At 61.2% G+C, this 19,291-nt stretch carries 9 protein-coding genes; 2 read left to right on the forward strand and 7 right to left on the reverse strand.

The features are described from left to right. Window positions 1-134: 134 nt before the first annotated feature. From ACX3YD_RS06655 to ACX3YD_RS06665, 3 genes are read right to left on the reverse strand one after another with little or no spacing between them, the layout of a single operon-like run. Entirely contained in the window at window positions 135-1,514 is a 1,380-nt protein-coding gene (locus ACX3YD_RS06655; protein ID WP_103404957.1) for an HlyD family type I secretion periplasmic adaptor subunit, read from the reverse strand. A gap of 9 nt (window positions 1,515-1,523) precedes the next feature. Beyond that, window positions 1,524-3,683 (reverse strand): type I secretion system permease/ATPase, encoded by a 2,160-nt coding sequence (locus ACX3YD_RS06660; protein WP_458959512.1) that lies wholly within the window; start codon window positions 3,681-3,683, stop codon window positions 1,524-1,526. A 17-nt stretch (window positions 3,684-3,700) separates the two neighbouring features. Further along, complete coding sequence (locus ACX3YD_RS06665; RefSeq protein WP_458959513.1) at window positions 3,701-5,059, reverse strand: TolC family outer membrane protein; 1,359 nt, start codon at window positions 5,057-5,059, stop codon at window positions 3,701-3,703. A 597-nt stretch (window positions 5,060-5,656) separates the two neighbouring features. Here ACX3YD_RS06665 and ACX3YD_RS06670 point away from each other — a divergent pair. Next, window positions 5,657-12,811, forward strand: a complete 7,155-nt coding sequence (locus ACX3YD_RS06670; RefSeq protein WP_458959514.1) for a retention module-containing protein — start codon at window positions 5,657-5,659, stop codon at window positions 12,809-12,811. A gap of 94 nt (window positions 12,812-12,905) precedes the next feature. Here ACX3YD_RS06670 and lapD read toward each other — a convergent pair whose 3' ends face one another. The 4 genes from lapD to ACX3YD_RS06690 all read right to left on the reverse strand — a co-directional run bounded on the left by lapD (window position 12,906) and on the right by ACX3YD_RS06690 (window position 16,688). After that, window positions 12,906-14,846 carry a cyclic di-GMP receptor LapD gene (lapD, locus tag ACX3YD_RS06675; RefSeq protein ID WP_458959515.1) on the reverse strand — a complete coding sequence of 647 codons (1,941 nt, stop codon included), beginning with the start codon at window positions 14,844-14,846 and terminating at the stop codon, window positions 12,906-12,908. 22 nt (window positions 14,847-14,868) lie between these two features. Then, complete coding sequence (lapG, locus tag ACX3YD_RS06680; RefSeq protein WP_103406369.1) at window positions 14,869-15,576, reverse strand: cysteine protease LapG; 708 nt, start codon at window positions 15,574-15,576, stop codon at window positions 14,869-14,871. A 118-nt stretch (window positions 15,577-15,694) separates the two neighbouring features. Then, window positions 15,695-16,090, reverse strand: coding sequence for a YbaN family protein (locus ACX3YD_RS06685; protein ID WP_103406370.1), 396 nt, complete (start codon window positions 16,088-16,090; stop codon window positions 15,695-15,697). 10 nt (window positions 16,091-16,100) lie between these two features. Next, window positions 16,101-16,688 carry a UPF0149 family protein gene (locus ACX3YD_RS06690; RefSeq protein ID WP_103406371.1) on the reverse strand — a complete coding sequence of 196 codons (588 nt, stop codon included), beginning with the start codon at window positions 16,686-16,688 and terminating at the stop codon, window positions 16,101-16,103. Between the two features lie 389 nt (window positions 16,689-17,077). On the opposite strand from ACX3YD_RS06690, the gene recQ reads away from it, so the two are divergent. Further along, window positions 17,078-19,204: a DNA helicase RecQ gene (gene recQ / locus ACX3YD_RS06695; protein WP_047532109.1), complete on the forward strand. Its 2,127-nt coding sequence runs from the start codon at window positions 17,078-17,080 to the stop codon at window positions 19,202-19,204. The last annotated feature ends 87 nt before the right edge of the window (window positions 19,205-19,291 follow it).

Consider the following 19,291-nt stretch of genomic DNA (forward strand, 5'->3'; position numbering starts at 1 on the left):
CGGCCTCTTCGCGGGCAAGCCCGCTCCCACAGGGAACCGTGTCGAACACAAGGAGTGTGAACGCTACACAACATTGTGGGAGCGGGCTTGCCCGCGAAGACGGCGGATCAATCACCGCAGCTCTCAAGACATGACTACCTTTCGCGCATCGCCTCGGTCCGCGCTTTCAGCACCGGTTTGAGCAGGTAATCCAGCACACTTTTCTCCCCGGTGATGATATCCACCGTCGCCACCATCCCCGGAATGATCAACAGCGGTTTCGCATCCCCGCCCAGGTGGTTTTTATCGGTACGCACCTGGATCAGATAGAAGCTGTTGCCCTTGTCGTCGGTGATGGTGTCGGCGCTGATCAATTCCAGCTTCGCGCTCAGGCCGCCGTAGATGGTGTAGTCGTAGGCGCTGAACTTGACCATGGCTTTCTGGCCTGGATGCAGGAACGCCACGTCTTGCGGCCGCACTCTGGCCTCGATCAGCAGGTTGTCTTCCAGCGGCACGATTTCCACCATGTCGCTGCCCGGCTGGACCACGCCGCCGATGGTGTTGACCTTCAGCGTTTTGATAATCCCGTGAACCGGCGAGACGACCGTGGTGCGCGTCACGCGGTCGTCGATGGCGATGCTCGATGCGGTGATTTTAGACAGGTCGGTGCGTTTCTCATTCAACTCTTTGGCGGCCTCCGAACGGAAGGTTTGTTCGGACTCGTCAATCTTGCTCTTGATCTCGTTGATCGCCGATTCGGCGCGGGGAATGGCCAGGGTGGTGGCGTTCAGCGAGCCGCGAATTTCCACCGCGCTGCGTTTGAGGCGCAGGATCTCCACCGGTGACACCGCCCCCGTGCCCACCAGTGGCGTGGACATGTTCATCTCCTGCTGCAGCAGTGCCAGGCTTGAGCTGTATTGCCCCTGTTTTGAGCGAAACTCCGCCAGTTCCTGAGTTTTTTGCCGAAGTTGTTCGCTCAGGGTGCGTTGTTCGCTGGCCAGTCGCCGTTGCCGTTGTTCATACAACGAACGTTCGTCTTCGGCCACCTGGGGCGCTTTGGCGATCACTTCGTCCGACAGCTTGAACGGCCGGCCTTCGGCCTCCGCCGACAGGCGTTCGACCTGTGCGGTCAGTGCATAGCGATCAGCCTCGCTTTCACCCTTGTTCGACAGATAGCGCGTGTCATCCAGGCGCAGCAAGGTATCGCCCTTGTTCACCATTTGCCCTTCACGCACGAAGATTTCGGTGACGATGCCGCCTTCAAGGTTCTGGATCACCTGAACCTTGCTCGACGGAATCGCCTTGCCTTCGCCCATGGTGACTTCTTGCAGCACCGCGAATTTGGCCCAGACCAGCGCGCTGATCAACAAGCCTGCCGCCAGCCATACGGTGATCCGCGACCAGCGCGGTGAGTCCTGCAGTGAAGCGCCGGCGGTTTCCGGCATGAATTCGCTTTCGGCGCTTTTGGCGAAGCTGCCGAAGTAACCCCGCCCCTTCGAATGGGCAGGCGACTTGTCGGATGATGAACGAGCCATGAGTCGCTCCTAGACGGCCGAAGAGCCGACACGGCCCTTGCGCAGTGCATCGATGACCGCTTCTTTGGGCCCGTCGGCGACGATCCGCCCGTTGTCCAGTACCACCAGCCGATCCACCAGGCTGAGCATCGAGGTTCGGTGGGTGACCAGCAGCACGGTTTTGCCCTTGACACAGTCATGGAGTTTTTGCCGCAAAACGTCTTCGCTGCTGTTGTCCATGGCGCTGGTGGGTTCGTCGAGCAGCAGGATCGGCGGGTCGAGCAACAACGCCCTCGCCAGCAACACGGCCTGACGCTGGCCACCGGACAGCAATTGACCCCGCTCGCCCACGGGGCGGTCGAAGCCTTGCGGGTGTTGCCGGGCCAGTTCGGTGACACCGGTGAGTTCGGCCACTTCGAGCATGCGTGAGTCGCTGATGTAGCGCGCGCCGAGGGTAAGGTTATCGCGCAGGCTACCGGCCAATAGTGGCAGGTCGTGGGCGACGTAACCGATTTGATGACGCAGGTCGGCGACGTCCAGTTGTCGCAAGTCCAGGCCATCGAGCAACAGCTGGCCTTCTTCCGGTTCGTAAAAACCCATCACCAGTCGCGCCAGGGTGCTTTTGCCCGAGCCGCTGCGGCCGATGACGCCGATCCGCTCGCCGGGCTTGACGCTAAAGCTGACATTGGCCAGCGCTGCATTGTTCTGGCCGTTGTAGTGGAAGGTCACGCCGACGATATCCAGCGCGCCCTGCAGTTGCGTGCGCTCCAGCGGCCGTTGTTTGGCATCGCGTTCCTGTGGCAGCGACATCAGCGCGTCGGTGCTTTTCATGGTCAGTTGCGCTTGCTGGTAGCGGGTGATCAAACCGGCGATCTGGCCCAGTGGTGCCAACACGCGGCTGCCGAGCATGTAGCTGGCCACCAGTGCGCCGACGCTGAGGTTGCCGGCGATGATGCTATAGACACCGGCAACGATGGTCGCCATGCCGGAAAATTGCTGGATGAACAGCGTACCGTTGGTGGCCAGCGCCGAGAGGTTACGCGCATGGCTGTCGAGGCGGGTGAGGGCGCCATGGGTACTTTCCCACTTGTGCTGGCGCTCGCTTTCGGCGCTGCAGGCCTTGAGGGTTTCCAGGCCGCCGAGGGTTTCGATCAGCAGGGCCTGGCGTTCGGCACCGAGGCTGAGGCTCTTCTGCACGGTGTCGCGCAGCCGCACCTGTATCACCATGGCGAAAATGATCGTGATCGGAAACGCCAGCACCGGAATCACCACCAGCCAGCCACCGAGCAGGCCGATCACCACCAGCATGAGCACTACGAAGGGCAGGTCGATGAGGCTGGTGAGGGTGACGGCGGTGAGGAATTCCCGCAGGCCCTGGAAGTCATGAATGCTCTGGGCAAAACCACCGATGGTCGCCGGCCGCGCTTTCATCGACATGCCGGTGATGCGTTCGAACAGGGTCGCCGACAGGATCACATCGGTTTTCTTCCCGGCGGTGTCCAGCAGATGGGCGCGCACCACCCGCAACACCAGTTCGAAACCGGTGCCGATCAGCAAGCCGATGGACAGCACCCACAGGGTCGAGGTGGCTTGGTTGGGCACCACGCGGTCGTAGGTCTGCATCACGAACAACGGCACCATCAGGCCCAGCAGGTTGATCAGGAAGCTCGCCAGGATGGCATCGCTGTACAGCCATTTCGACAGCTTCAGGGTGTCGCGGAACCAGGCCTGCACACGAGGCACGAGGGGGGAGCGCAAGTCTTCCAGTTCATGCCGTGGTCGGGCGAACAAGGCCTGGCCGGAATAATGCGCTTCAAGTTCCTCCGGGCTGATCCATTGTTCACCGCCGTCGGCTTCGCTGGGCAGAATCAGCACCCGACCGTCATCGCCAATACGTCGCAAAACCGCGGTACGACCGCTATCGAGCAACAGCAGGACGGGCAAGTTGAGCGCGGAGATGTCTTTAAGCTCGCGACGCAGCAAGCGCGCCTGCAAACCGGCCCGGGCCGCTGCACGAGGCAGCAGGTCCAGGCTCAGGCGTTGGTGTGCCATTGGCAGCCCGGCACTCAGGCTGGCGCGACTGACCGTCGCGCCATGAAGTTTGCAGAGGATCAATAGACCGTCCAGAAGCGGGTCATCAAAGCTCAGACGCGGATCGACACCGATGTTGCCGGGTTCCATGCTGGTCAAATTGGTCGCTCCAGGTACTACTTCAGTTCAGGCAGACGAGCTTGGTTTTTCACCTCGTTCCGGGCGACTGCATCGGCGGGCAGCACTACCCGCTGTTTGCTCAGTAACTGGCCCATGTTCGCCAGTACACGGTACATCGAAAACTCCTCGGTGTAGCGTACTTCGGTGTAGCGGCGGTTGGCGTTGTAAAGCTCGTTTTCACTGTCGAGCAGGTCGAGCAAGGTGCGTTGGCCAAGGCCGAACTGATCCTGATAGGCCACGCGCACGCGTTTACTGGTCTCGGCATACTCACGGGCGGTCGGGGTCTGTTTCTTGGCGTTGACCATGGCGTTCCAGGCCAGGTGGATGTTTTCGTTGAGCTGGCGCAGGGCATTGTTCCGAATGTCCATCGCCTGATTGATCTTGTGCGCATCGGAGGCCATGCGAGCCTTGTCGCTGCCGCCGCGGAACAGGTTGTAGTTCATCACTACGCCCACGCGCCATTCGTTGTCATGGCCTTCTTCGCCGGCAATGTTGTTGTTCGCTCCGACGGCGGCTTCAGCGTCGAAGCGCGGGTAGAACGGCGACTTGGCCACTTCGTATTGGCTTTCGGCGGATTGCACGTCAGCCTGGGCGGATTTCAGGTAAGGGTTGTTCTCCACCATGCTCTGCTGCGCTTCCTGCAGCGATGCAGGCACTTCGCCTCGGGTCGACGGCGGTGTTTCAAGCTCATCGGGCATGCGCCCCACGACGCTGTAGAAGTTCGACTCGGCGTCGGCCAGATCGACTTCGGCGGTGTCGAGGTTGTTCTCTGCCAATGCCCGGCGAGCATTGGACTGGTCGGCGTCGGCGTTGCTGCCGACACCGCGCTGGGTGCGCAGGCCGATCTGGTCGTTGACCCGCAAGTGCGCCTGCAGGTTGTTCTTGGCCAGTGTCACCAGTTCGCGGCGCTTGAGCACATCGAGGTAGACCTCGATGGTGCGCAGGGCCAGATCCTGGGCGGTGCCCTGAGCGTAATAGGCCCGGGAGTTGACCACGCCCTTGGTGCGTTCGACTTCGTTGGCGGTGTTGAACCCGTCGAAGAGCATCTGCCGCAGGCGCAGTTCCGATTGGGTGTAGTTCAGGATTGCCGTGTGGTGGTTGCCGAGGGCCCGGGTGTTGGTGTTATCGCTGTACCCGCGCCCGTACGCGGCATTCAGGTCGACCGATGGATAAAAGCCCCCCTTGGCGACGTTGACGTCTTCATCAGCCGACAGACGGCTGTCTACCCGCGACGCCAACTCAGGATGGGTCGCGATGGTGCTCTGGATCGCCTCGGTCAATGACATGGCCTGCACTTGAGAAGTGCAGGTCATGGCCAGCAGAACCGCGCTGCAGAGGGGGGTTAAGAGGCGCATGGGTACATCTCCCTGATTCCTGATGGTGCTTTATCAGTCGCCAATTATTTGACGACTTTTTATAGTAAACCGTTTCATTGTTTTAACATCAGAGCTAAGAACATTCTGGGAAATAGCTAAGAACTATTTCTCATAATGGTTATTCCAAAAAAAACTTATGCACTCCGCAAAATCCAGCACATTGTTCAATGCGAAAGCCCTTGATTTATGAGCTTTAGGGCGATCTTCGGGCTTTGAGGAAAGTTCCAATCCACTTATCGACAATGGACGGAGAAGTGCTGGAGGGGAGGGACGCGTAGCAGACTGGTGTGACGGTTTTTTGTCACTTGTGTGGTTCAGGATCGTTACGCTGTGCTCGCTGGACAGGTTGGGCTGGATTTGGATCCCGATGCCATTGATTGCAAACGGGTTTGTCCAGATACGCGAACAATGTCCGTGAGTTTCACGCTGGGCGAGAATGTCGCCAGAGGACGGTGGTCTACTCAGGTAAATCCGCTGACCCGCAGGCAATCCGCCAGGCAACCCGCCTGAGCCATCGAGCATGTTCTCCGTGATAAATCAGGGTGCCGACAGCGGTTGGCAGCGGAGGAAATGCACATGGCTACGCTCATCGGTATCGTCAGTAAAGTCATCGGTCAGGTATTCGCGGTGGCGGGCGACGGCACACGTCGTGTCCTGGTCGAGGGGGACCGGTTGTTCGCCGGCGATCAACTGAATACCGGGGCCGAAGGCGCAGTAGCGGTGCATTTGCAAAATGGCCATGAGCTGACCCTTGGGCGCGGCAGCAGCCTGCAAATGACCCCTCAATTGCTGGCTGATCAGTCGCCCCATGTGGTGGACACGACTGAGTCGGTGACCCCGAGCCAGGCGCAGCTTACCGACGTCGAGCAACTGCAAAAGGCCATCGCTGCCGGTGACGACCCGACGCAAACCGCTGAAGCGACCGCGGCCGGCCCGGGGTCGACCGGACCTGCCGGTGGCGCGCTGGGCGGCGGTCACAGTTTTGTCATGCTCGAAGAAGTGGCGGGACGGGTCGATCCAACCATTGGCTTCCCCACCGCCGGCTTCAATGGCATTCCCGAGTTTCCCGAGGTGCGGCACAACGCCGATACCAATAATGGGTTAGACGGCGCGGGTACTTCGGCGCCAGTCGTCACGCCACCGGACATCACACCCCCAATCAATAACCCGGTCACCCTCAACGGCCTGTCTATCGAGGGCGGTGAACTGACCGTCAACGAAGCCAGCCTCGTCGATGGCTCGGCCAGCAATCCTGGTGCGCTGACCCAGAGCGGCACGTTTACCGTCACGGCGCTCGACGGGCTCACCAGTCTGAGCGTCGGCGGAATCAATGTGGTCAGCGGCGGTGTGGCTGCAGGTTTTCCCCAGTCGATCACCACACCGCTGGGCAGCACCCTGACCATCACCGGATATAACCCGGCCACCGGTGTGGTGAGTTACAGCTACACCCTCAATGGCAGCGAAAACCACGCGTCTGGGGACGGCACCCAACTCAGCGAACACTTCACAGTGGTCGCCGGCGACAGCAACGGCGACAGCGCCACGGGTTCGCTGGACGTCAACATCAGCGATGACGTCCCTAAAGCCGTCGATGACAGTAACGCGGCCACGGCGTCAGAAACCCATCTGACCCTGAATGGCAGCGTACTGACCAACGATGTGCAAGGCGCCGACCGCATCCCCACCGGACCGGAAAGCGGCCCCGTGGTGGGTGGCACTTTCATCGGGACTTACGGCACGTTGGTGCTCAATGCCAACGGCACGTACACCTACACCCTTGATACCAGTGATGCGGATTTCAAGGCCCTGCAGGGCGGTGGCAACGGGACCGAAACGTTTACCTACACGCTTAAGGATGCTGACGGCGATACCAGCACGGCGAATCTGGTTCTGCAGATCCACAACAACGACGACCCGGTGACAATTGGCGGACTGAACGTCGAAGGTGGCGAGCTGACGGTTTACGAAAAAAACCTCACTTACGGCAGCAATCCGAATGCGGCGGAGCTGACCCAAAGCGGCACCTTCACGGTCAATGCGCCGGACGGTTTGCAAAGCCTGACCGTGAGTGGCGTCTCGATAATCAGCGGTGGCGTTCCGGTGGGCTTCCCGCAATCGGGTAGCACTGACACGGGCGCGACCTTCACCATCACCGGTTATAACCCGACGACCGGGGTAGTGAGTTACAGCTACACCCTGAACTACACCGACACTCATCCGAATGCCAGTGGCGCCAACAGCATCACCGAGCATTTCGAAGTCGTCGCCACCGATACCGATGGCAGCACGGCGCACGCGCAAATCGACGTCAACATCGTCGATGACGTGCCCAAGGCCAATGCCGATACCGCCTCGGTCGCCGAGGGCGGTGTGGTCACCGGCAACGTGCTGGCGAACGACGTCGGCGGTGCCGACGGCCCGGCGGCTGGTGGTGGCGTGGTCGGCGTGCGTGCTGGCTCGGACACTTCGACCCCGGTCGTGGGCGGGTTGAACAGCCAGATCAACGGCACCTACGGTTACCTGACCCTGGACGCCCACGGCAATGCCGAATACCACAGCTACCCCAACAGCGTGAACGGCCCGGGTGCGACCGACACCTTCACCTACACCCTGCGTGACGGCGACGGCGATCAAAGCACCACGACCATTACCATCGACGTGAACAACAGCTGCATCAAAGCGGTCAGCGACAACGACGTGACCGTCTACGAAAAAGCCCTCGACGACACCAAGGACGGCCAGGACCTGGCGGCCGGCTACGCCACCGGCAGCGATCCCCATAACGCGGGCGAGACCGCCAGCGGCACATTGGTCGGCGCGGTCACCGGCGCCACCGGTGCGATCAGCTACAGCCTGGTCGGCAGCGCCCAGGGCCATTTCGGGCTGATCCAGCTCAACTCCGATGGCACCTACACCTATACCCTGACGACACCGGCGAACACCACGCCGCATGCGAACGACGGCGCCAACACCGTCACCGAAACCTTCACCTACCAGGCCACCGATTCCCTGGGCAACGTGGTCACCAGCACCATCGTGGTCAACATCGTCGATGACGTGCCCAAGGCCAATGCCGATACCGCCTCGGTCGCCGAGGGCGGCGTGGTCACCGGCAACGTGCTGGCGAACGATGTCGGCGGTGCCGACGGCCCGGCGGTTGGTGGTGGCGTGGTCGGCGTGCGCGCCGGCTCGGACACCTCGACCCCGGTCGTGGGTGGCCTCAACAGCCAGATCAACGGCACCTACGGCTACCTGACCCTGGACGCCCACGGCAACGCCGAATACCACAGCTACCCCAACAGCGTGAACGGCCCGGGCGCGACCGACACCTTCACCTACACCCTGCGTGACGGCGACGGCGATCAAAGCACCACGACCATCACCATCGACGTGAACAACAGCTGCATCAAGGCGGTCAGCGACAACGACGTGACCGTCTACGAAAAAGCCCTCGACGACACCAAGGACGGCCAGGACCTGGCGGCCGGCTACGCCACCGGCAGCGATCCCCATAACGCGGGCGAGACCGCCAGCGGCACATTGGTCGGCGCGGTCACCGGCGCCACTGGTGCGATCAGCTACAGCCTGGTCGGCAGCGCCCAGGGCCATTTCGGGCTGATCCAGCTCAACTCCGATGGCACCTACACCTATACCCTGACGACACCGGCGAACACCACGCCGCATGCGAACGACGGCGCCAACACCGTCACCGAAACCTTCACCTACCAGGCCACCGATTCCCTGGGCAACGTGGTCACCAGCACCATCGTGGTCAACATCGTCGATGACGTGCCCAAGGCCAATGCCGATACCGCCTCGGTCGCCGAGGGCGGTGTGGTCACCGGCAACGTGCTGGCGAACGACGTCGGCGGTGCCGACGGCCCGGCGGCTGGTGGTGGCGTGGTCGGCGTGCGTGCTGGCTCGGACACTTCGACCCCGGTCGTGGGCGGGTTGAACAGCCAGATCAACGGCACCTACGGTTACCTGACCCTGGACGCCCACGGCAACGCCGAATACCACAGCTACCCCAACAGCGTGAACGGCCCGGGCGCGACCGACACCTTCACCTACACCCTGCGTGACGGCGACGGCGATCAAAGCACCACGACCATTACCATCGACGTGAACAACAGCTGCATCAAAGCGGTCAGCGACAACGACGTGACCGTCTACGAAAAAGCCCTCGACGACACCAAGGACGGCCAGGACCTGGCGGCCGGCTACGCCACCGGCAGCGATCCCCATAACGCGGGCGAGACGGCCAGCGGCACGTTGGTCGGCGCGGTCACCGGCGCCACCGGTGCGATCAGCTACAGCCTGGTCGGCAGCGCCCAGGGCCATTTCGGGCTGATCCAGCTCAACTCCGATGGCACCTACACCTATACCCTGACGACACCGGCGAACACCACGCCGCATGCGAACGACGGCGCCAACACCGTCACCGAAACCTTCACCTACCAGGCCACCGATTCCCTGGGCAACGTGGTCACCAGCACCATCGTGGTCAACATCGTCGATGACGTGCCCAAGGCCAATGCCGATACCGCCTCGGTCGCCGAGGGCGGTGTGGTCACCGGCAACGTGCTGGCGAACGACGTCGGCGGTGCCGACGGCCCGGCGGCTGGTGGTGGCGTGGTCGGCGTGCGTGCTGGCTCGGACACTTCGACCCCGGTCGTGGGCGGGTTGAACAGCCAGATCAACGGCACCTACGGTTACCTGACCCTGGACGCCCACGGCAATGCCGAATACCACAGCTACCCCAACAGCGTGAACGGCCCGGGTGCGACCGACACCTTCACCTACACCCTGCGTGACGGCGACGGCGATCAAAGCACCACGACCATTACCATCGACGTGAACAACAGCTGCATCAAAGCGGTCAGTGACAACGACGTGACCGTCTACGAAAAAGCCCTCGACGACACCAAGGACGGCCAGGACCTGGCGGCCGGCTACGCCACCGGCAGCGATCCCCATAACGCGGGCGAGACCGCCAGCGGCACGTTGGTCGGCGCGGTCACCGGCGCCACCGGTGCGATCAGCTACAGCCTGGTCGGCAGCGCCCAGGGCCATTTCGGGCTGATCCAGCTCAACTCCGATGGCACCTACACCTACACCCTGACCTCGGCACCGAAAACCACCCCAGGTGCCAACGATGGCACCAATACCCTGAGTGAAAGCTTTACCTACAAAGCCACCGACGCGGCGGGCAACACCACCACCAGCACTATCGTGGTCAACATCGTCGACGACGTGCCCAAGGCCGTGGGTTCGGAGCGCTCAGTGACAGCTGTTGAGATCGACTCCAACCTGCTGCTGGTGGTCGACGTGTCTGGCAGTATGGCCGACCCCTCTGGCGTACAAGGTCTGTCGCGGCTGGATCTGGCCAAGCAGGCGATCAGCGCCTTGCTCGATAAGTACGACGACCTCGGCGACGTCAAAGTGCAGATCGTCACCTTCAGCGGCGGTGCTACCGACAAGACCCCGATCTGGGTGGATGTCGCAACGGCCAAATCGATCATCTCCGGCCTGGCGGCGGGCGGTAACACCAACTACGACGCCGCCGTGGCTGCGGCGAAAACGGCATTCGACACCAGTGGCAAACTGACAGGGGCGCAAAACGTCGGCTATTTCTTCTCTGATGGCAAACCCAACGAAGGTGCTATCGGGTCGCAGGACGAGGCCGCCTGGAAGGCATTCCTTGAATCCAGGGACATCAAGAACTATGCGATTGGCCTGGGTGACGGTGTGGGCAATGCCAACCTCGATCCGCTGGCGTATGACGGCACCACCACGCCTGGCAACAACACCAACGCGGTAGTGGTCAGCGACCTCAATCAACTGAGTTCGGTACTGTCGGGCACGGTGATTGGCGCACCGGTTACCGGTTCGCTGTTGGGCGAAGGCGGAACGTTCGGTGCCGACGGTGGCTTCATCAAATCGATTACCGTTGATGGCACCACCTACACCTATGACCCGAAAGGCAACCTCAACCAGGGTTCCCTGAGCTTCAGTGGTGGCGCCAACCACGGCACTTTCAACACGGTCGACAACACCCTGAGCATCGCCACCGACAACAAGGGCACCCTGGTGGTGAACCTCGACACCGGTGAATACAACTACGTGTCGCAGAAGGCCACGTCGGTGGTGATCACGGAAAACATCGGCTTCACCGTCAGCGACAACGACGGCGATCTCGCCAGTTCGAACCTGGTGGTCAAAGTCGTTCCGAACGCGCCACCCGTGGCGGTCGATGATCACATCATCACCAACGTACTGTCGGGCAGTGTGACGGTGCCGGGTGAATTGCTGCTGGCTAACGATACTGACGCCAATGGTGATCCGCTCACGGTGTCGCCGACGACCTACAACACCGGCTGGATCTCCAAGGCAGTGGACTTCACCGGTACCGGCGCGATCAACTTCAAGGGAACCAACGCCAACAACAGCGCTAACCAGAACCTGGCCGATGTGCGCAGTTCGTTCTCGGCCAATGCCGCCACCATGACAGCGGTGCTGGTGGTCAGCGGTTACCTCGGTGCGGTGAGCAATGCCCACGCCAATGATGAGGATCGCATTACCGTCAATCTGAAACAGGGCGAAACCCTCAACCTGGATCACAATCTGGCAGCCGGCCATGTGGCCATGGAATATTCGGTCGACGGCGGAGCCTGGATTGCCCTTGCGGACGGGCAAACCCTGACGGCAACGTCGGATGCGACCTACCAGATCCACATTATCAACATCACCAACACCAGTGGCAGCAACTCCAACGGGGCGGAAAACTACCAACTGACCATGACCGTCAACTACGCCGGTGCCCATGACATTGCCCCGGACTACCACGGCACCTATACCGTCAACGACAACCATGGCGGCAGTGACAGCGCCAACGTAACCATCAGCTATCAGGACAGTCATATCCTCACCGGTACCACGGGCAACGACACACTGGTGGCGGGCAATGGCGACAACATCCTCAATGGCGGTGACGGCAATGACATCCTCACCGCAGGCCCCGGCAATAACGAGCTGCACGGCGGCGCCGGCAACGACTTGCTCTACAGCGGTCCGGGCAATGATCTGCTCGACGGTGGCATCGGCAACGACACCGCCAGCTACGCCCATGCCACGGCCGGCGTCACGGTCGACCTGAGCCTGCTCGGCGCTCAGAACACCATTGGCGCCGGCACCGATACCCTGACCGGCATCGAAAACCTGACGGGCTCCAACTACAACGACACCCTCACCGGCGACAACAACAGCAACATCATCAATGGCGGATTGGGTAACGATGTGCTCAATGGCGGGGGCGGCGATGATTTCCTGATTGGCGGCCTGGGCAACAACACCCTCACCGGCGGAGCCGGGGCCGACACTTTCGAGTGGCTCAAGGGCAACAGCGGTCACGACGTAGTGACCGACTTCGCACCAGGCACCGACAAACTGGACCTGTCGCAACTGCTGCAAGGTGAAACCAACACGGCGGCATCGCTGGATGACTACCTGCACTTCACCGTCAGTGGCAGCGGTGCGTCAGTGGTGACCAGCATCGACGTCAGTGCATTGGCCGGCGCAGCGCCGAACCAGACCATCGATCTGGCCGGCGTCAACCTGGCCAGCCATTACGGGGTGACACCGGGGGCGGGCGGGGTGATTGCCGGGGCAGATACGGCGACCATTATCAACGGGATGCTCAATGATCATTCGTTGAAGGTGGATACCGTTTGATCTGAAAAAGGTCGCAGCCTCCGGTAGCTCCTGCCTGGGATCGTCTGGATCCTGTAGGAGCCGCCGAAGGCTGCGATCTGTTGATCTGCTGGCTTCACTTCGGTTCAGGCGCGCCGATCAATCTTCCCATTACCCCAAACACCCCCAGTTCCTTGATCGTTTCCAGCTCACCCTGAGTCTCGACCATTTCTGCAATCAACGGCAGGTCAATGCTGTTGGTGGCCCTGAAGATCGCCTCGATGAACAGCCGTTTATCTCGTTGCTCATCGATGTGCCTGATGTAGGCTCCATCGATTTTCAAGTAAGCCAGACCCAGTTGCGTCAGATTGCCGATCTGGCTGAAGCTGCCGCCAAAATGCTGCAAGCCGATGCGATAACCGGTGTTGAGCACACTGTGACTCAGCCGTTGCAACTCGTCCGCGGGCGGCAGTTGGCATTCGTCGATTTCCAGGGTCAGCAGCGGTGCCAGATCCGGCAGCGATTCAAGCATGTCGAGGATCAGTCGCAGCTGCGCCCGGTCGCGCAGGGTGCTGCCGGACAAGCTCAGCGCCAGTGGCCAGCGGTTGGCGGCGAGGTATTCGAGGGTGGCGTCGAGCATCGCCAGATCGAAGCGTGCCGACCAGCCCAGACGCTCGATCCACGGCAGGAAATGTCCGGCGACAATCGCTTCGCCCTGGGGGGCGATCAGGCGCGCGAGGACTTTGTGGTGCAGCACCTGACGGGTGTCAGCGCATTGCACCACCGGCTGAAAATACAGCTGCAATTTGCCTTGGGTCAGGGCGTCGTCGAGCCAGGCACGCCAGTCATGTTGAGGCTGATTCGGTAGGGTCTCGTGGTGCCCCAGCAGCATCCAGGGGCGGTCGGAGCGTTGCCGGGCTTGAGTCAGTGCATGGTCCAGGCGCAGTAGCACGTCGCTGGCCGGCTCACCGGGGTGATAGGCGACAATGCCCAAATGGGCGACGGGCGTGCAATCGCTGGCGCCGGTCAGACGCAGGTTTTCCAAGGGGGCGCTAATCTCGGCGGCCAGTCGCTCGGCGCCCTCGGTGTTCAGTCCCGGCATCAGCAGACTGAATTCGCCGCCACGGTTGCGTGCCGCCAGCCAGGCCCGCCGTTCGGGCAGTTGAGTCAAGCGCTTGAGCAATTCGCCCGTCGCGCTGATCAACGCATCGGTGCGTTGCCCGCCAAAACGTTGATTGAGTCCCACCAGATCGTTGATCTGCAGCATCAGCAAATGGCCGTCGCTGTTTTGTTCATCGACCAGTAAGTAATCGGCCAGTTGCTCATCCAGCAAGCGACGGTTGGCCAACCCGGTCAGGCTGTCCTGATAAGACTCGCTGCGTAGTTTTTCACTGCGTTCGGCTTCTTCGGCGAATAACGCTTTGAGTTTCTCGACCATCTGGTTCATTGCCAGCACGACCCGTTTCAATTCCGGTGTGCGTGGCACTTTCGGCAGGGTCAGGAACTCATGCTTGCTGATGGCTTCGGCCTGTTTGACCAAGGCGTCCAGCGGGCGAAATTGCCGACGCAGCAACCAGCCACCGAAGACGGCACTGAGCAATCCGCATATCAGCAGCCAGATCAGGCTGCCAAGGGTGCTGTCCCAGAGTTTGGCCAGGGCGAATTGCGGGTTGCTCAGCACTTCCACGCGCGCCGCTTGCTCCCAGCCGCGCATGATCAGCGCGTCGCCCCCCTCTATACGCAGGTTCACCAGGCTGACGAACCACCCCGGTACGCCCTCGATACGCCCGGCAACGTTACGCTCTACCAGTACCTGCTGATTCTCGACATCGATAATGCGAATGCTGTTGAAGTAGCCACTGTCGAAAATTGAACTGACCATCAGCTCCATCATGGCCGGATCATCGATCTGTGCCGTCAGCGACAAGCCCAATGCAGTGGCGGCGTCCTGGGCATGGGAGCGCAGTTGACCGAGCATCTGTTCGCGGGAGCTTTCCAGGCTGACAAAGAAACTGCCACTGAACGCCACCAGCAGGAACAGGCAGATAGCGAGAAACAATTGGTTGCGCAGTTTCATCGAACGCTCCTTGCTGTGGCCGTTAACCGTTGCCCACGGAGAACCCCTCGGCCTGCATCTTTTTCAGGACGTCTTGCCAGCGCGACAGTTTTTTCGAGTCGCTGCTGCGATTGCCGCCCTTGGCACCGGGTAGGTAGAGGCCTTCGGCATTGAAGGCATACACCGGCAACAAGTCTTTGCGTTGGGAGGCGGGGCGGATGTCACCGATCAGGTTATCCAGCACCAGCGGGTCGGCGGCAGGGCTGCTGTAGAAGGTCAGCACCATATGCGCCTGGTTCCGGGTCAGCGCCTTGACGTAAGTGATGCGCAGTTTTTCGCTGGGAATGCCGAGTTGGCGCAGGCTGAAATATTTCGCCAGTGCGTAGTCTTCGCAGTCCGCGGCACCCTTGATCAGGGATTCGGCGGGCGTGGCCCAGTAGTCGGCCTGATGCCAGACGCGGCTATCGTCCTGAAAATTCAGTTGTTGATTGAAGAAGCGATTGACCGCATTGAGTTGTTCGCCCTCAGGCGCGTTGCGTTCGCCCTGGAGCATTTGACTCCAGGCCACGATACGTCTCTCTTCAAGGCCGAGGGGGCCGTAACGCTGTCCGACGCTTTCAAGAATCTGTGCAAAATCCCAATAGGCCGAGGCGCTGGTCAGGCCGATCAGCAGAAAAGCGGCCAATAGCAGTCGCCCGCCGATCCGAAGTCGGAACGTTGGCCATCCTGGACTTCGCTGGCTGCGGGACATGTCCGGCTGCTCGTGTGTTGAGTGTTGAAGTCTAGGTGGTGTTTGCCGCGAAGAGGGGCAGGTCGTCGGATGAAGGTGCTACGCAGAACGGCCTGCGTGGCGAAGGCGCCACAGACGTTCAGGATTTGTGCAGGGTTTTCTGGCGAAGGATATAGATCGTCACCAGCACCGCGCTGGTCAGCATGAAGCCGCGAGCCCAAGGCAGGGGCACGAGATAGCAGGAGAACAGGATGCTCGCCCACATCAGGCCGATGGCGTAGACCTTGCCCTTGAGCGGAATGCCGTTGCCGTCGAGGTAGTCGCGAATCCAGGGCCCAAGGTGCCGATGCTCCACCAGCCATCGATAAAAGCGCGGCGAACTGCGGGCGAAACAGGCGGCCGCCAGCAGCAGGAAGGGCGTGGTGGGCAATACCGGCAGGAAAATCCCGATCACCCCCAGCGCTACGCTGAGCCAGCCGATGGCCAGCAACACGTAACGCAACATCAGGGGGCGGTTGCCTATGGGGGCGTCCATAGGCAGGACCTTAATGGTGACGTGGCTTGAGGATCGCCGGTTTTTCGTCTGGCGCGTTGCACAGCAGGTACAGCGCGGTCAGGGCTTCCGGGATCTGTACGATCATGTCGTCCATCAGGTTGGCGTCGGCGGCGATGTCGGAGAACTCCGGTTGCTCGTCGAACAGGCCCGAACCGACCATGATCGGCAGCAACATTTCGCTGACTTCATCTTCGGCGGTTTCGAACCAGGCTTCTTCGCGCAGGAACACGCCTTCCATGAAACCGATGCACCAGCCGCGCAGTTCTGAATCGTCCGGGTCATCGCCCAGGTCCAGGTCGCAGGGCAACTCGAACTCTTCATCAGAGGCCAGTTGACGGGCGATGTGCGCCTTGAGGGCCAGCAACGTGGATTCGATCGCTTCGCGCTCGGTGTCGTCGGCGTAATGCGGCTCTTCGGCGAAGAGCGCGTCGATCCACTCACGATCCGGTACGACTTCGGAACAGATCGACAGCGCGGTGAGGTAGCCGTGGGCGGCCACGTAGTCCAGCGCCTCGTCATGCAGTTCATCGGCGTCGAGGAAGACTTGCAGGCGGGTTAGTTGCTCAGCGAAGGACATTAAAGGACTACCTTGGGGAATTAACAGATGCGGGAATTCTAGGCCTTCTTGAGCGCTCAGGCCAGCCGCGCGGCATATTTGCACCGCATTCCCTGTGGGAGCGAGCCTGCTCGCGATGAGGTCGTCGCATCCAGCATCGTCGCTGCCTGATCCGCCGCCATCGCGAGTAAGCTCACTCCCACAGGATTTGTACGGTGTTGTTGGAGTGTCTTATCAGCGGCGCCCTGTGCCGGACAGTGCTCGGGTATACTCGCGCGTTTTGTGATGCCCTGCTGGCGTCCCGGCTGAAATGTGAAGCGACATGCAACGCGCACTTACGATTTGTCGGTGTGGTGCTGGCGCTTCTGAACCAGCCTTGCAGGGATGTTTCGGTGATTTTTGGAGTTTTTATGCTCGAACAGGCTCAACGCGTCCTCAAGGACATCTTCGGCTACGACAGTTTCCGTGGCCGTCAGGGTGCAATCATTGAGCGCGTGGCCAGCGGCGGCGATGCCCTGGTTCTGATGCCTACCGGTGGCGGCAAATCCTTGTGCTTCCAGGTACCGGCGCTGTTGCGCGATGGCCTGGCCGTCGTGGTGTCGCCGCTGATTGCCTTGATGGACGATCAGGTCGCGACGCTCGAAGAGCTGGGCGTGGCCGCCGCCGCATTGAACTCTACCCTCAGTGCCGAGCAACAGCGCGACCTGGCGGCCCGCATCAAGCGCGGCGAAGTGAAAATGCTCTATCTCGCGCCGGAACGGCTGGTCCAGCCACGCATGCTGGCGTTCCTGCAAGGGTTGAACATCGCTCTGTTCGCCATAGACGAAGCACACTGCGTGTCGCAATGGGGCCATGATTTCCGTCCGGAGTACCTGCAACTGGGCCAGTTGGCGGAAATGTTCCCCGATGTGCCACGCATCGCCCTGACCGCCACCGCCGACAAACGCACCCGGGAAGAGATTGTCACTCGCCTGCACTTGCAGAACGCCGAGCGCTTCCTGTCGAGCTTCGATCGACCGAACATCTTTTATCGCATCGTGCCCAAGGAGCAGCCGCGCAAGCAGTTGCTGGCGTTTCTCGCCGAACGGCGCAGCGATGCCGGCATTGTGTATTGCCTGTCGCGCAAAAAGGTCGAGGAGGTGGCGGCATTCCTCAGCGAGCAAGGCTTCCCGGCGCTGCCCTACCACGCCGGGCTGCCCAACGATTTGCGCGCCTACCACCAGAAGCGCTTCCTCAACGAGGAAGGCTTGATCATGGTCGCCACCGTGGCGTTCGGCATGGGCATCGACAAACCCAACGTACGTTTTGTCGCACACCTCGATCTGCCGAAATCCCTTGAGGCCTACTATCAGGAAACCGGTCGCGGCGGGCGTGACGGCCTGCCGGCAGACGCCTGGATGGCCTACGGCCTGCAAGACGTGGTGATGCTCAAGCAGATGCTGCAGAACTCTGAAGGCGACGAACGCCACAAGCGCCTGGAGCAGCACAAGCTCGACGCCATGCTCTCGTTGTGCGAAGAAACCCGCTGCCGCCGCCAGACCCTGCTGGCCTATTTCGACGAGGACATGCCCGAGCCCTGTGGTCACTGCGACAACTGTGTCGACGGCGTGCAGACCTGGGACGCCACCGAGCCCGCCCGTCAGGCGCTTTCGGCGATCTACCGCACCGGCCAGCGCTACGGTGTCGGGCATTTGGTGGATGTATTGCTGGGCAAGGACAACGAAAAAGTCCGCAGTTTCGGTCATCAGCATCTGTCGGTTTACGGTGTCGGCAAAGCGATGGCCGAAGGCGAATGGCGCTCGTTGTTCCGACAACTGGTTGCCCGGGGGCTGGCGGATATCGACCTGGAAGGTTACGGCGGCTTGCGCCTGAGTGACAGCTGTCGGCCGCTGCTCAAGGGTGAAGTGACCCTGGAGCTGCGCCGCGACCTCAAGGCGCAAACCACGACCAAAAGCAGCAAGAGCCAGGCGAGCCAACTGGTGCGCGGCGAAGAACGCGAACAGTGGGAAGCCTTGCGTGCCCTGCGACGCAAACTCGCCGAAGAACACGGTGTGCCGCCTTACGTCATCTTCCCGGATTCCACCTTGCTGGAAATGCTCCGCAGCCAGCCCACTTCCCTGGCGGAAATGGCCACGGTCAGTGGCGTCGGCGCGCGCAAGCTGGAACGTTATGGCGAGGCCTTCCTCGAAGTTCTCGGCGGCCAGGTCGAAGCACCGAAGGTGGTGGCCGATGTGCGCCACGAATTGATCACCCTGGCGCGCGCCGGCATGACGCCGCTGCAGATTGCCGGTCAGCTGCAATGCTCGGAAAAGAACGTCTACACCATGCTGGCCGAGGCCATTGGCAAGCAGCAGCTGTCGCTGGAACAGGCACTGGATTTGCCCGAGGACTTGATGGGCGAAGTTCAGGATGCGTTCCTCGACGGCGAAGGCGAGTTACCGCCAGTGTCGGAGATTTCCGCGCTGTTTGCAGGCCGGGTGCCGGAAGGTGTTTTGTACTGTGTACGGGCTGCATTGCAGTCCGAATTCGAGATTTGAGTGATCTGTCGTGCAGATGTAACGATTCAGTACAGATCAAGCCTTGCCTCAGGGCAAGGCTCATGCTTAGCTGACTAATTATTAGGT

The organism is Pseudomonas fluorescens group sp. PF-1, from assembly GCF_054481335.1.